This is a genomic window from Candidatus Chryseobacterium colombiense (assembly GCA_029203185.1).
Taxonomy (GTDB): Bacteria; Bacteroidota; Bacteroidia; order Flavobacteriales; family Weeksellaceae; genus Chryseobacterium; species Chryseobacterium colombiense.
This window is the reverse complement of record CP119310.1, coordinates 1,830,785-1,844,565: the sequence shown is the minus strand read 5'-3', so window position 1 is coordinate 1,844,565 and position 13,781 is coordinate 1,830,785. Positions and strand designations below refer to the sequence as shown.

The 13,781-nt window shown below is 34.0% G+C and carries 15 protein-coding genes and 1 riboswitch; of the genes, 5 read left to right on the top strand and 10 right to left on the bottom strand.

The window, feature by feature from the left end:
* The first annotated feature begins 87 nt into the window (after positions 1 to 87).
* From P0Y62_08150 to P0Y62_08135, 4 genes are read left to right on the top strand one after another with little or no spacing between them, the layout of a single operon-like run.
* Positions 88 to 831 carry a tetratricopeptide repeat protein gene (locus tag P0Y62_08150; GenBank protein WEK71526.1) on the top strand — a complete coding sequence of 248 codons (744 nt, stop codon included), beginning with the start codon at positions 88 to 90 and terminating at the stop codon, positions 829 to 831.
* Positions 831 to 2,573 (top strand): BatD family protein, encoded by a 1,743-nt coding sequence (locus tag P0Y62_08145; protein ID WEK71525.1) that lies wholly within the window; start codon positions 831 to 833, stop codon positions 2,571 to 2,573. Before P0Y62_08150 ends, P0Y62_08145 begins: the two co-directional genes overlap by 1 nt.
* A gap of 43 nt (positions 2,574 to 2,616) precedes the next feature.
* Positions 2,617 to 3,219, top strand: a complete 603-nt coding sequence (locus P0Y62_08140) for a MarC family protein (GenBank protein WEK71524.1) — start codon at positions 2,617 to 2,619, stop codon at positions 3,217 to 3,219.
* 5 nt (positions 3,220 to 3,224) lie between these two features.
* Complete coding sequence (locus P0Y62_08135) at positions 3,225 to 3,419, top strand: hypothetical protein (protein ID WEK71523.1); 195 nt, start codon at positions 3,225 to 3,227, stop codon at positions 3,417 to 3,419.
* Between the two features lie 151 nt (positions 3,420 to 3,570).
* On the opposite strand, the gene P0Y62_08130 is transcribed toward P0Y62_08135, so the two are convergent.
* The 8 genes from P0Y62_08130 to P0Y62_08095 form a co-directional block, all read right to left on the bottom strand.
* Positions 3,571 to 4,539, bottom strand: a complete 969-nt coding sequence (locus P0Y62_08130) for a chorismate-binding protein (GenBank protein ID WEK71522.1) — start codon at positions 4,537 to 4,539, stop codon at positions 3,571 to 3,573.
* A 20-nt stretch (positions 4,540 to 4,559) separates the two neighbouring features.
* The gene (locus tag P0Y62_08125) at positions 4,560 to 5,453 is read right to left on the bottom strand and encodes a hypothetical protein (protein WEK71521.1); all 894 of its coding nucleotides are present in this window, start codon (positions 5,451 to 5,453) and stop codon (positions 4,560 to 4,562) included.
* A gap of 12 nt (positions 5,454 to 5,465) precedes the next feature.
* A complete protein-coding gene (locus P0Y62_08120) occupies positions 5,466 to 6,560 on the bottom strand; it encodes a sigma-70 family RNA polymerase sigma factor (GenBank protein WEK71520.1) in 1,095 nt (364 codons plus the stop codon).
* A gap of 4 nt (positions 6,561 to 6,564) precedes the next feature.
* Positions 6,565 to 7,638: a hypothetical protein gene (locus P0Y62_08115; GenBank protein WEK71519.1), complete on the bottom strand. Its 1,074-nt coding sequence runs from the start codon at positions 7,636 to 7,638 to the stop codon at positions 6,565 to 6,567.
* 111 nt (positions 7,639 to 7,749) lie between these two features.
* A complete protein-coding gene (locus P0Y62_08110; protein WEK71518.1) occupies positions 7,750 to 8,181 on the bottom strand; it encodes a PaaI family thioesterase in 432 nt (143 codons plus the stop codon).
* Positions 8,182 to 8,258: 77 nt separating this feature from the next.
* The gene (locus P0Y62_08105; GenBank protein WEK71517.1) at positions 8,259 to 8,855 is read right to left on the bottom strand and encodes a 1-acyl-sn-glycerol-3-phosphate acyltransferase; all 597 of its coding nucleotides are present in this window, start codon (positions 8,853 to 8,855) and stop codon (positions 8,259 to 8,261) included.
* 314 nt (positions 8,856 to 9,169) lie between these two features.
* Positions 9,170 to 10,891 (bottom strand): PspC domain-containing protein, encoded by a 1,722-nt coding sequence (locus P0Y62_08100; protein ID WEK71516.1) that lies wholly within the window; start codon positions 10,889 to 10,891, stop codon positions 9,170 to 9,172.
* A gap of 11 nt (positions 10,892 to 10,902) precedes the next feature.
* Complete coding sequence (locus tag P0Y62_08095; protein WEK71515.1) at positions 10,903 to 11,232, bottom strand: PadR family transcriptional regulator; 330 nt, start codon at positions 11,230 to 11,232, stop codon at positions 10,903 to 10,905.
* Positions 11,233 to 11,535: 303 nt separating this feature from the next.
* Between P0Y62_08095 and P0Y62_08090 the strand changes: the two genes are divergently transcribed.
* Entirely contained in the window at positions 11,536 to 12,126 is a 591-nt protein-coding gene (locus P0Y62_08090; GenBank protein WEK71514.1) for an HD domain-containing protein, read from the top strand.
* A 125-nt stretch (positions 12,127 to 12,251) separates the two neighbouring features.
* On the opposite strand, the gene P0Y62_08085 is transcribed toward P0Y62_08090, so the two are convergent.
* Positions 12,252 to 12,635, bottom strand: coding sequence for an acyl-CoA thioesterase (locus P0Y62_08085; GenBank protein WEK71513.1), 384 nt, complete (start codon positions 12,633 to 12,635; stop codon positions 12,252 to 12,254).
* A 112-nt stretch (positions 12,636 to 12,747) separates the two neighbouring features.
* Positions 12,748 to 12,928: riboswitch (cobalamin riboswitch) on the bottom strand.
* Positions 12,929 to 12,973: 45 nt separating this feature from the next.
* Positions 12,974 to 13,771, bottom strand: a complete 798-nt coding sequence (locus tag P0Y62_08080) for a hypothetical protein (GenBank protein WEK71512.1) — start codon at positions 13,769 to 13,771, stop codon at positions 12,974 to 12,976.
* Positions 13,772 to 13,781: the final 10 nt, after the last annotated feature.

Here is a 13,781-nt window from a genome sequence, read left to right as displayed (position 1 = left end):
GCTTACAGGCTATTATGTCATACTTTAACCCAATTTTAACAAACTAGAATCTGTTTATTAACATATAAAGGAATAATTTTGCATTTGATGAATACTAAAATCATTTTCTTATCGTTTATGTTTGCCTTAAGCTTTTCAGGCTGCTTGTTCGGTCAGGAGAGTTACAGGACTTTGGTGTATGAAGGCAACCAAAAATTCAACGATAAAAATTATGAGGGTGCATCTTCCAAATATGTGGAAGCCGTAAAACAAAATAATAAAGATTTTACAGCTCATTATAATTTGGGAAATGCTTTATACAAGAGCAAAAAATATGAAGAAGCAAAGGCTGAATTTGAAAAGGCAAAAGCACTTTCTCAGAATCTTCCGGATAAGGCGGCGGCTCTACATAATTTAGGAAATGCTTATATGCAGATGAATCAGCCCGAAAAAGCTGCAGATTATTATAAGCAATCCTTAAAACAAAATCCAAAAAGCGAGGCAACAAGAAAAAACTATGAAATTGCCAAACTGAAGGAAAAAGAAAACCAACAAAAGAAGAACCAGCAGAATAACTCAGGCAAAGGAGGCGGCGGTGACCAAAAACAAAATGATGATCAAAACGGAAATCCTAAAGATCAAAAACAGGATCAGGGAAAAGGCCAGCAAAATAAAGGGAAAAATCAGGAAGGAAATAATCCTGATCAAAACCAGAACAATGAAGGCAAAATACCAAAAGATCTTGAAAATGCCATATTAAACAAAGTAAGCGAAAAAGAAAAAGAAACCGCCAGAAGAATTTTAAATAAAAATTCTTATTCGATGCCGCAAAGCAACGAGAAAGATTGGTGATGAAGCAAAAGCTTATCTACATATTACTCCTATTTGTTTCCATAATTTCTTATGGACAGGTGAACCTTTCTCTGGAATCTGATAAAGCTGAATATAATGGAAGAGAAATTATTAATCTCACCATTGTCTTAGAACTTAATGGCGGAGATCTTGAACAGCAGTCTGTATTTCAATTACCGGATCTTTCCAGATTTACAATAATAGGTAGCGGATCCGTAACCAACAGTTTCGTGGATCCTTTAACCAATACGGTCATTACAGAAAAAATTACCCGATTGGCGCTTGAACCCAAAAAGAAGGGGAAAATCAGAATTGGGTCGGTTCTGGTTACGGTAAGTAACAAAATTTACAAAACGGAGCCTTTTGATATCGTAATAAAAGATCTTGATAAAAAATCTTCTGCACATATTGCGGCGCAGAATGAAGTATTTCTGAATATGGAGATTGAGGATAGAGAAGTTTATCAGGACCAGCCTACCATTGCGGTATTAAAGGTATATTCAAAAAATATTGATAATTTAAGAAAGGTTAGAAACATTCAGCTTCCTCAGCAGGACAATATCAACGTACATCCGGTACACTTCAGAAGATCAGAGATTGATCCTTCTGATATGGGAGGAAGTATGGCCTCACAGGTGATTGCTGTTTTTATGGTTTTTCCTAATCGTGCGGGGTATGTGGAAGTACCTTCTGTTTCTGCTTCTGTAAATACGCTTTCCAGTAAGAATAAAATACTTTCCAATAAAATAAAGCTTAATGTAAAGAAACTTCCTGAAGGAGCTCCCGAAAGTTTTAAGAATGCTGTCGGAAATTTTAAGGTAGATGTTTATTGCCCCACTGCAGAAAAAACAGAGGTAGAAAAACCAATGCATGTGGTGGTGAAAATTTCAGGGGAAGGCAATATTACGGATATGAAATTGCCAGGTATTGAGGCCTCCCAGGATTATGAGTTTTTTACTCCAAAAATTACTTCAAAAGTTTATCCCGGAAAAGTAGGAATGAAAGGTGAGATTTTTGCTAATTATATTGTAATTCCTAAAAAACAGGGCGCTATTTCAATTAAAACCGAAGAGTTTTCATTTTTTGATCCTGAGAAAAAAGAATATGTTGAAGTTCCTGTCGGGGAATTAAGTGTTCAATCGTTGTCTCATGACCAGATCATGGAATCCCGTTCTACGGTAGAAAAGGTAAATGAATATACCAACAACTTTTTAGAAACGGTAAATACTCCGGTATTAAAGACAACTTCATTTAAAGTAAAAGAAAAAAATAAATTTAATTGGAATGTTCTGTTTATCAATATTGCTATTCTGCTGAGTTTATTTGTTTCTTATCTTGTATTTAGAAATTGGCAAAAAAAGCGTTCTTTAGTTAACAAAACAGTATCTCCGGAATCCTTGGGTACGATTGCAGAAACGGAGGAAGAGATCCGCACTATGCTGAAGACAGATATTTCAGATTATTTTAACTATTTAAAAAATCTAAAAGAAAATAATGACTATACCAAGTTTTTCAAAACGGTGGAAGAACTAGATTCAGAAGTCAGAAATCAATATTTTCAAAGTTCTTCGAAGGATTTTGTGGCGTTTTTAGAAAGTTATAAAGGGAATAATATTGCGGAGGAATACAGAATTCTGTCCCAAAAAATTCAGATTGAAAAATACGCGCCGGTAAAATCTGAAGAGGGAATTGATGAGCTGTATGATACAATTGTTAAATTATATTCCAGCATTAGCAAATAATTAATTATTTTTCATATTTTTGCGAAATTCTTAATTTAAAGTAATGGAAGTATTTGAACATTTTTCTATTAAAGAAATCATTACCTGTTTTATGGTACTTTTTGCCGTGATCGATATCATTGGTTCTATTCCTATTGTGGTAAGTCTGCAGCAAAAATTCGGACAGATTGAAGCGAGGAGAGCATCTATTACAGCTGGTGGGATTATGCTTGTTTTTCTTTTTGTAGGAGACAAGATCTTAAAATTTATCGGAGTAGATGTCAATTCATTTGCCATTGCAGGAGCGTTTGTTATTTTCATTATTGCCCTGGAAATGATTCTGGGTATTGAAATCAATAAGACCTCAGAAGCAAAATCGGCGTCTATTGTTCCTATTGCTTTTCCATTAGTTGCCGGAGCGGGAACTTTAACGACCACTTTATCTTTAAAAGCTGAATTCCATGATATTAATATCATTTTTGGAATCATTCTCAATACAATTTTCGTATATTTGGTGCTGAAATCTGCTACTTGGCTGGAAAAGAAAATGGGGGAAGCAACATTAGCTATTTTACAGAAAGTTTTTGGAATTATTCTTCTGGCGATTTCAATCAAATTATTTACCGCAAACTTTGCCCAATTGGTGCAGAATTATATTAATTTTTAAAAATTATGCAGAAGTTTTATAAAGTATTTTTGATCGTTTTCGTTATCATTATCGGAATCAATGTATATGCAATAGATTTTAACACAGATCTTCTTTCCGAAGATAATCTGAAGTTTGTTTTCTCTATCGGAGCAGGAGTTATAGGATTAATATTACTTTTTGTAATGAATACCTGGAGTAAAATCGGAGTAAGAAAATAATTATTTTTAATTATACCATCAAATATAAACCTCTTTCAAGCTGAAAGAGGTTTTTTCTTTGTAATTATTAATTGTCATTAAAGCAAACCTTGTCATTCTGAATGAAATGAAGAATCTCAATCTTATTAGGTAAATCTTTAAAAGAATGAATTTAAGAAACCACAAGATTTTTTAGCACCGCTTCTGATTTCAATTCGGTTTCTATCCATTCTTTTTCCGGATTGCTTTGTGCGGTGATTCCGCCTCCTACAAAAAGATGGACCGCATTTTTGTAAAGTTTAGAGCAACGAAGATTAACAAAATACTGAATGCTTTCGTCGGTTTCTATTTTGATATAACCTGCGTACAATTCGCGTGGATATTTTTCCAATTTCAGAATGTTTTCTTTACAAAACTCTTTTGGTATCCCACAAACAGCAGGAGTAGGATGTAATTCCTGAATGATAGTATCTAACTCTTCTGGGTGGATTTTTATTTTAAAATCTGTTCTGAGATGTTTGATGTTTCCTGAAATATGATCATAGGTTTCCGATTCTTCGAGCGTTTCCGAATAGTTTTTTAAAATATCTCTGATGTAGTTTGAAACGGGTTTTTGTTCTTCAATTTCCTTTTCAGACCAGCTTTCTGAAATTGGAAGTGTTCCGGCAAGGCTCATTGTTTCAAAAGTATGGGTTTGCTTGTTGAATTTCCCCAAGACTTCTGAAAAAGCACCCATCCACGAATTTTCACTATTAATCAAGATATATCTGAAGGCATTGGGATAAGCATTACAAAGGTTTTTGAAGCTTTCTTTAAGATCGATCTGATTAAAATTTGTGAAGATTTTCCTTCTGGAATAGACCAGTTTGGGAAGTTGGTTGTCTTTAATAACTTCAATGACCTGATCCAATTTATTCAGATATTCGTCTTTGGTTTCTGGCGTAAACCTGTTATCATCTTCTTTTAAATCCTTACTTGAAATTGCTGTCTGATCAAAATTGTCGTGATTTATTTCAATAATTTTTCCGTTACAGTTGATTTGCCTTAATCCGTCGAAAGAATGAAAATTGATAGGGTTTTCACTTGAATCTTTGTCTGTCGAATAGAGTTTTTCGTCGAATGGAAATTTGAAATAGATCATTATGTAATGCATTTTTAAAATCAGATCTTGGAGATGACATAAGAAATTCCGAAGTTGATTTTACTTTCTGCAAAGGTATTATTAGTCTTAAAAATGTCAAAATCAAAAGAGCTGTTTTTTAGCGAAATGTTTTTCATTTGGTAGTGTTGATATTCCGCAAAAACAAGAAAATGTTTTAAAACCCTGTATTGTAGTCCTAATGAAAATCCGATGTTGGTTTGCTGGCTCTTAAAATCGTCTAATTTATTCAGAATATTATTGTTAGGAACCAGAAACTGCATTTTGTATACATTATGATTGGCTAAGATACCGGCAAAAGGGCGGATATTTTTCCATTCATAGGCAATTTTTAACTGTAAAGCGTATTCGAAATGTTTGTTGTTAAAACGCTGAAATAATAAAGGCTGCTGATCTGTGGTAAAATAAAATCCATTGAGAAGGGTATCTTCTTTATTGGCATCCAGATCAAAAGTGGAATTCCAATGGTAAATATTTGCTAAAAGAAACAGAGATAAAGGAGATGCAAATAAGTTTCTGGAAATCCAGATTCCTAAATTTTCGCCGAACTGTTGCTTATTTTCGGACACAAATGCTGTCCAGGCGGATTTTTTAAATCCTACTCCGGCTTCCACACCATATTGGAATGTATTGAAAATTTTGCGTTTTGCCTTTTTCTCAGACTTTTGTTTGTCGATATTTTCCTGGTATAGGTCTTTTATTTCCTTTTGAGAAATCGTTAACGGAGCTATAACTAGATTGGCTGATTTTAATCGTAAAGGTTTTTCCAGATAAACCGTATCGTGTACAATCACTTTTTCATAAACATATACCGTATCTATTTTTTTCTTTTTTTGCGCCCATGAAAAGTTGATGGTGATGAGACAAAAAAGGAAAAGAGTCTTTTTTAAAAACATGGCTCGATAAGTTTATCTTTCTACAAATATAGTATCTCTTTTGATGATTTTTTTCACAATAATCACTTTTTGAGAAGTTTCTTTTATAGTGTCTTTGAGAAGTATTTTTTGTGTTCGTCCCTTGTCTTTAATACTTTTTTCTTCAGCGATAGTGAGCTTTTCTGCTTTATTCTGCTTGGTTTTTATGGAAGAGTTAATTGTCTTTGCTGGTGTACTTCTTTCGGAATCGGATTTCTCTTTTAGATATCTGTTTTCAGAAATTACCTTATTTTTTCTCTGGATTGAATCAGTATGAATCGAGTGATTCTGAAAAAACAGATGGTTCTGTGTGTTCAATAAAAATAATGAGGAAATAATAATGATTATGCAGGTTGAAGTGATGATCACTTTCTTTTTTAAGTTTGATTGTGAAGAATGAAATGTAGGCGTTTTGATTGTTATATTTTCAGGAACTTCCAGTTTTTTAGAGGTTGTGATGTGGAAATCTGAAAATTTACTGCGGAAGGTTTGTGCCCACAATAGTCCTCCCAATCCAAAAATGACAAGCAGTTGTGCTGTTTTATTTTTAGGAGTGTTGGGATTGATAATATGATTGAGCAAGTAGGTTTGAATAGATTTTTTAGCCCGCAAAAGATGAGATTTTGAAGTGTTTATCGTAATTCCTAATAAACCGGCAATTTCTGCGTGGGAATGGTTTTCAATAAAGTATAAATTGAAAACAGATCTATGATGAGGCGGAAGGCTGTCGATAGATGACAATAATTCTTCATTCGAGAAATCATAAATGAAGATGTTTTTTTCTTCCTGGGAATGATGTTCCATTTCTGAGTACGTATCTGGAATTTCCAAAGCTTCGGTATTGATAAAGTTGTCTTTGCTGAATTTTCTTAAATACTGTAAAGAATTGTTGATTACAATTTTTTTTAACCAGCCAAAAAGAGCCTTTTCATCGTGAAGCTGATGGTCTTTTTGCATGGCGGTAATGAAGCTGTCCTGTATGATATCTTCTGCAATGTAAAGATCCGGGATATATCTACGACAAATCCCCAAAAGTTTTGGGGAATAATCGAGATAGATTTTTTGCCAGTCAGTTTTTATTTTTGCCATTCATTTAATTTTCTACGACATACACTGCATTGAAAGTACCTGTGAAGTTTTGTGAACTGTTTTGTAGGCTCGTAATAGTTTGAGCTTCCACACTGTTTATATATACTTTTCCGGTGTAAGTGCCATTGGAAATACTATATTTAATCATATAAATATTATTATTAAGCACAAACATATTTTGAATATTAGTGAGAGATGAAAAATTAGTAGAAACTAAAGTATTGTTTTTGTAATAATTATTTCCCAATTCATAAGTATAAAGATCATTCGATCCTTTGTCGGATACTAAATGTCCCAGAGCGCCTACTGGGTTGATATTATTTCCAACATATACATCTGAATTGGTGAAAATATTTTTGGAGTAATATTGGTTGCTATTTTTAAGATATAGAAGATGCAGTCCGTTATTGTTTTTTGCAAAATTATACACCTCACTGGATTGGCCCAGAGAATTGAAAGTCAAATTTTTAAAATATCCTCTGTCTGTATTTTGATTATTGTCGGTAATTCTGGCCGATACATAAACATCTGTACCTGTCGTTGAATTTACTGCAGCAATACCTTTTACTGTAGGGATGTACTGGCTTTTAGAAAGTATCTTTTTAGCATCGTTTTTCCAATAGCAAAGTTCATATTTCTCTAATGGATTTACTGCATTGGGATTTTCCACATATCCGGCAAAATAGACATCACCTTCATATACTGTAAAGGCAGTAATATCACTTAGTGCAGTAGCCGGAAGGTGAAGATACTGCTTAACTTCATATCTTGTTCCGTTTTTCCAAAAAAAATGGATAGGCATAATCGCTGTAGGCGTTGAGCCTTTAGATCCTGTTACATATACATTACTGTTTTGAACGATTATTTCCAAAGGAATGATATCGGCTCCATTCGTAAGATCTGTTTTCAGGGTGTTTTTCCAATAACAGGCTTTGTTGTCATCTTTACCTGCAACATATACATCATAAGATGGTGTAAGTGTTTTTGAAACTTCGTCATTCATTGTACTTGCGTTATTGGTACAAGAATTAAAAATGCATAAAGCAAAGACAAGAAAAGGAGATAATAGTTTTTTCATATAAATAGCTTTTTATTTTCTATATATAAGATGAGAAAAAATTAAAAGGTTGCAGCAAGTATATAAAAAAAGACTCAATATTTTGAGTCTTATGTAATTGTTTTGAATTTCTTATCTGTTGATGATATTATTGGTCATGGTAGTATGGCTTATCAATTGTCCTTTTTCATCACGAATTTCAATTTCGGAAACGTGCATTGTTCTTCCTTTTCTAATAAAACGTGCAATAGCTGTTACCAGTCCGTCTTTTTTACTTCTTAAATGATTGGTATTGATATTGGTTCCTACGCCATAATATTTCTCTCCGTCGATAAAAATATTAGACAGGCTAGAACCCATTGTTTCTGCCAGAACACAGCTTGCTCCGCCATGCATAATTCCGAAAGGCTGATGTATTCTAGGCAATACGGGCATTGTAGCTGTTAAAGTTTCATTTTCCAGATCAATATCCGTAAATTTTATTTCAAGCGTTTTGGCAAAAGTTTCGTCGCCCCAGTTATTTATGAATGTTAATATTTCTTCTTTGGTTTTATCTTTATACATAGTGAAAGTGTGATTTTTTGTTGATAAAAAGTAAAAAGTAATTTTGCTTCTAGCTTCTAGCTTCTAGCTTCTAGCTTCTAGCTTCTAGCGTCAGTATCATTTCCTATAATATTAGGATTCCAGTTTTCAGGAATTTTCGGAACAATATCATTTTTGATATAGTAATTCTGGATTTCTTCCATGATTTCAACAAAAGGAGTGGAAGCAATTCTTTCGTAAGGAATAGTGTAGCCCAGATAAATTATTTTTCTTTTAAAATCTCCTGCCGCTAAAACGATAGGAACTTTTGCTGCCAAAGCCATATGATAGAACCCTTTTCTCCATTTCGGAACCCAGCTTCTTGTACCTTCCGGAGTAATTACCAGACTGAAATCTTTTTTTGCAAATTGTTGAGCCACGAAGTTAATCAGGTCATTTTTTTGGCTTCTATCAATACCGATTCCGCCCAAACCTTTTACCAATCCACCATACCAAGCTTTTGTATGAGCATCCTTAATGATTACTTTTAAAGGCTTTTCCAATGACCAATAGGCAAGATTTCCCAGAATATATTCCATATTGTGAGTATGGGGTGCCACTACCAGAATACATCTGTTCAGGCTTTTAGGATCGCCTTGTAAGACGACTTTCCAACCCATTAGTTTTAGCATCAGTTTGCCAATCAGCTTTCTCATATCGTTTGAATTAAAAACAAAAAAGTATAACCAAAACGGTTATACTCTACAAATATATTGAAATATTATCGCTCTTAAAATAGACTGCTGATTAAATCAACAATTTTCATTACAATTTCTAGTGCCAGTTGTACCATGATTATTGATATTTTATTGAGTGTTTTGGTTATGATTTTTTGTTATACAAATGTAAAGATTTTTATTTACATAGAGAACTAAATATTTATATTTTTTATTTTGTGTGAGAGAAGAAGAGTGTGAATTTCAAACGGTTGTGTTATTCATTCACACCTTCTGCCACTCTCTGCAGTTAATTATTTAGTTTGTATGGAAATTTCGTTTTTACCTTCGTTTACTTTGATGTCCAGATTGCCTCCTTTCATCTTCTTGATACTGTTTTTCATAGAATCAATTACTTTATCGGCTTTGTTGCTCGGTACTTTTTTACCGTTTACAATAATGCTGTCTTCGTCATCAGAATTGTATTCAATGCTTGAACCGTTTACTGTGATTTTGTTCTTTTCAATTTTAATGTTTCCATCTTCATCTTTTTCCTGGTCATTATCATTGATTCCGTCTGCGTTTAAATCACCGTCGAAACTGATAAGATCATGTTTTGCAGGAAGTACAATTGTTTTTAAAGGAACTACCAATTCATAATCGATACTGTAATCTCTGAATCTGTGTTCATAAGGGTATTTAACAAAGTTGGGAAGAATTATCCTGTTGTTGACAACCTCTACCGGAACACTTACATTCAATGGAAGATTATATCCTTTAGCTTCTTTTTTGATGATCAAATAAGGAGTTTTGATATCCGCTTTTCTTGTTACATCCACATGGATCCAGTCTTTTTTGAATACTGAGATTTTATCGGAATAAAGATCATTATCGTATCCCTTGAAGTTTTGAGGAATATTTACCTGCTTCACATCTACATAAATGCTGTCAGATTTTGTGTTGATGGCAACTTCTTCAGTATCTTCTTTATGACCTTTTAAGAACATTTCCTGTCTTGCCATGCTAATTCCGAAGTAAGTACCTAAAGAGATCAATGCAAGGAACAATGCTCCGATTACCCATCCTGTGTTTCTCAATTTCGTTTTAGGAGAAATTAATTTGATACTCAATAATCCGAAGATCATTGCAGGAATCAAGCTTCCTAATGTGATCAATGCCATAATGATGTATTTCATACTGTCATTGTCAAAATAGAAATTCATTTCGCTTACAGGAGGGAAATCGCTGTCTGCTCCCATGAAGCCGAATACTACAAATACTCCGATTAAGCAAGATAAAGACATGAATGCGAAGATTCCACCCAAGATATAACGGAATACATTCCAAAGTCCGCTTCCTGCGTTATTGATATAAGGCTTGTTCTCGTTATAGATTTCTCCGACCCTCTGAGTAGATTCGTTGGCAAACTGTACCAATTTATTAGACTCATTCTTAAGATTGTCGAAGTTCATAGGCTTTCCCTTCATTTTCAGGAAATCTGCTGCTGTCTCTGCTTTTGGTAATACCGCCCAAAGGATTACGTAAAGTAGGAAAACAAGGGTCGAAGAAACGGCTGCTGTGAAAATTCCCAAGATGAAAATTCCTAACCAGATCGCTCTCATTGCTGTAATATCCATTCCTACATAATGAGCCAAACCTGCACAAACACCTGCTATTTTTTGTCTTTCAGGATCACGGAACAATTGTTTTTTATCCGTGTATTCAGTTCCTGAAGAATATGTTTTCTTTGTATTTTTTTCAGAATAATAAGCTTCCTCCTGTTCTTCGATTTTTTCTGGAGATCCGATCTGTGCAATTACTCTTTCTACATCGGTGTCATTAATTACTTCACGTTTTCCTAAAGAATCTCTGAAGATTTCCACCATTCTGATTTCTATGTCATGCATTACCTCATCAGCTTCTGAAGCATCCAGTGAGCTTCTCAGTGCATTCAGGTAATCGCTAAGCTTTATATATGCGTGTTCTTCTATGGTAAAAGAAAAACCTGCGAGTCCTATTGAGAGTGTCTTGTTCATAGCTTTGTTTTTTAATTTTTTTGAGTGATTTGATTTACGGAATCTGTTAATTCATTCCAGGTATTTTGAAGTTCATCTAAAAATAATTTACCTTTTTCTGTAATCTGGTAGTATTTTCTCGGAGGTCCTCCTGTAGATTCTTCCCATCGGTATGAAAGGAACTCGCCGTTTTTTAATCTTGTTAAAAGAGGGTAGAGTGTTCCTTCTACTACATCCAGTTTTCCTTTTTTCAGTTCATCTATTAAGTCGGAAACATACATTTCACGATGATTGATGAGACTTAAAATACAGAATTCCAGAATTCCTTTTCGCATTTGCGCTTTGGTATTTTCAGTATTCATCTTTAATAAGTTTTGTTAATTAGTTATATAATTTTCGAATTTCGGAACCTAGCTAGTTGATCCTATTTCGATTTTACATTACAAAGATATGTAAATAAAATGGTATTATGCAATACAAAGTAGTGAATTTTTAAAATATTTTTGTTTAATTAATTGTAAATCAGTAAAATAAATTTTATTAAGTTTTTGGATACTCTTTATTTGAATTGAAAAATTCTCTGAAAATTTTAAAATTTCGTATTTTTATATCGGAAATTTTGATGAAATTCTATGAATGGATTCGAATAAATAAATATTACAAGCATGAAGATACAGAAGGAGATTGATTTTATCTTGGCAGTAGATACCCTGAAAAATGTACAAAGAAGAAATTATAACGCAGATGATACCAGAAGAGAAAATACGGCGGAACACTCATGGCAGATTATTATCTTAGCCCAGATTCTTTTTCCTTACGCGAAAAACAGGGCAGATATTGATTTATTAAGAGTCATAAGAATGCTTTCCATTCACGATTTGGTGGAAATAGAAGCCGGAGATACATTCTTATTTGATGAAGCAGCAATGGTGGGTAAATTTGAAAGAGAGAAAATTTCTGCTCAAAAGATTTTTGGAATTTTAGATGAACCTTTGCGTACAGAATTCTTTAATCTGTGGCTGGAATTCGAAGAAGAAAAAACTCCGGATGCTATTTTTGCCTGTGCGATCGACAGAATCATGCCTTTCATCCTGAATTCCCATACTTCAGGAAAAAGCTGGACAGAAGCCGGGGTAACGGAAAAACAAATCAGAAATATGCTGGAAAATGCCATTGTGAGAGCTTCTGATGAAATGGGAGAGGCGTTTCACCATTTATTAAATCTTAGCCTTGAATCTGAGAAAGTTTTGAGATAATTTATAAAATAAGGACTAAAATTATAGGGCTATAATAAAAAAGTTTCGGCGGGCTTTGCCCGCCGAAACTCATAATAAACATGACGAAAATATGGTTTCCGGCGACCGCAGGTCGCCGGAAACTTTTATAATATTGAGATTGGTTTCTTAAATTCATCAATGGCTACAAAAGTAAAATCCCCTACAATAGCCCTTTCTCTTTCATAGGAATACATCTGTTCCGTATAGATTTCAACATTAACTTTCATACTTGTTTTTCCGACGTGAGCAACTTTTCCGATCAGTTCAACAATCGTTCCTGCGGGAATAGATCTTTTAAAATCAATTTTATCACTGCTTACGGTTACCACACGCTTTCTTGCAAATCGTGTAGCTGCAATAAAAGCCACTTCATCCATGAGTTGCATCGCTGTACCTCCGAAAAGCGTATCGTAATGATTGGTTGTGTTGGGGAAAACTGCTTTGAAAATTCGGGTTTCTGATGCTTCAATTCTTTCTTCTGTAGTCATATTTCATTATTAATTAAAGCGAGATGAAATAGATTAAAATAACAGAAGAATAGCAGGAACATAGATATTCCTGTTAAAATCCATCAGATCAATAAACTTCAGATCGCGAAAGTTTTTTGTTTAAAGAAAAGGCAGGTCTCCTGACTCATAACATCTTTATTTCCTTCCCATGCTGTTGCACAGTGGATTTTTAATAAAGACTTCAGTTACTTACAGTTGCGCGACAGTTCGTGATTTTCACACGATTCCCTTTTAATCAGCAGCTAAGCAGAACCAATTTCTATGATGAATAAAGCTGTAAAACTTTTTCGGAAGCAAAAATAAGAATAATTAAGGGATTATTCAGGGTTTTTGTAAATAATCTGACTGATTGCCGCTCCTTGTCTGATAGACCAGAAAGTGACATACCGGTTTTCTCCGGAACCATTAATCATGTATAAAAAGATGTGATCCTGATCCAAAGCAGTAACTCCAACCTTGTCAAAATCCATGGTAGGCTGAAACAGATTTTTGATGGCATCTCTTACAAAAACAGAACCTCTTCCAGGTTGCTGTACACGGATAGACTTTATTTCAGTCATTCCCTCAGGAAGCTCTTTTCCGATTCCCCATGTTTTCTGTTTATCAATTTTAATGATATTTCCTTCAGCATCTTTTTCCTGCTTCTTAATATGGGCATAAGAAGGATAAATATCAATAATGACTTTACTTCTTTGGTTGCTGGGGATTTTAAGGTTCGTATCGTCTGTGAAAATTAAAGATTTTCCGTTTTTAGATTTAGAAGGAGTGAATTTAGGTAGCTGGTCTACAAAAACAATGCGGTTTTTATTCACCATCCCTTCCTTTGTAATGCTGTCGTATCTTACAAAAGGCTTGTCTGTATCATCTTTTTCCGGATATTTGATCCATATCCATTCTGTTTCTCCCGGAGCTGGCTTTACGTAGACAAATACGTCACCGGTTTTCATACGGATTTTATCAACGATTTTTCGGTAATCATCCTTATGAACACGCACCATTGCATAGCCTTCCTCAGCTTTTACCACTCCGAAAGGTACCTTATTCTGAGCTTTTACAGAAGCTAAAGAAAAAATACTGAAGATAGAGATACAAAATGCTTTGTTCAGAGAAATCATCTTAAAAATT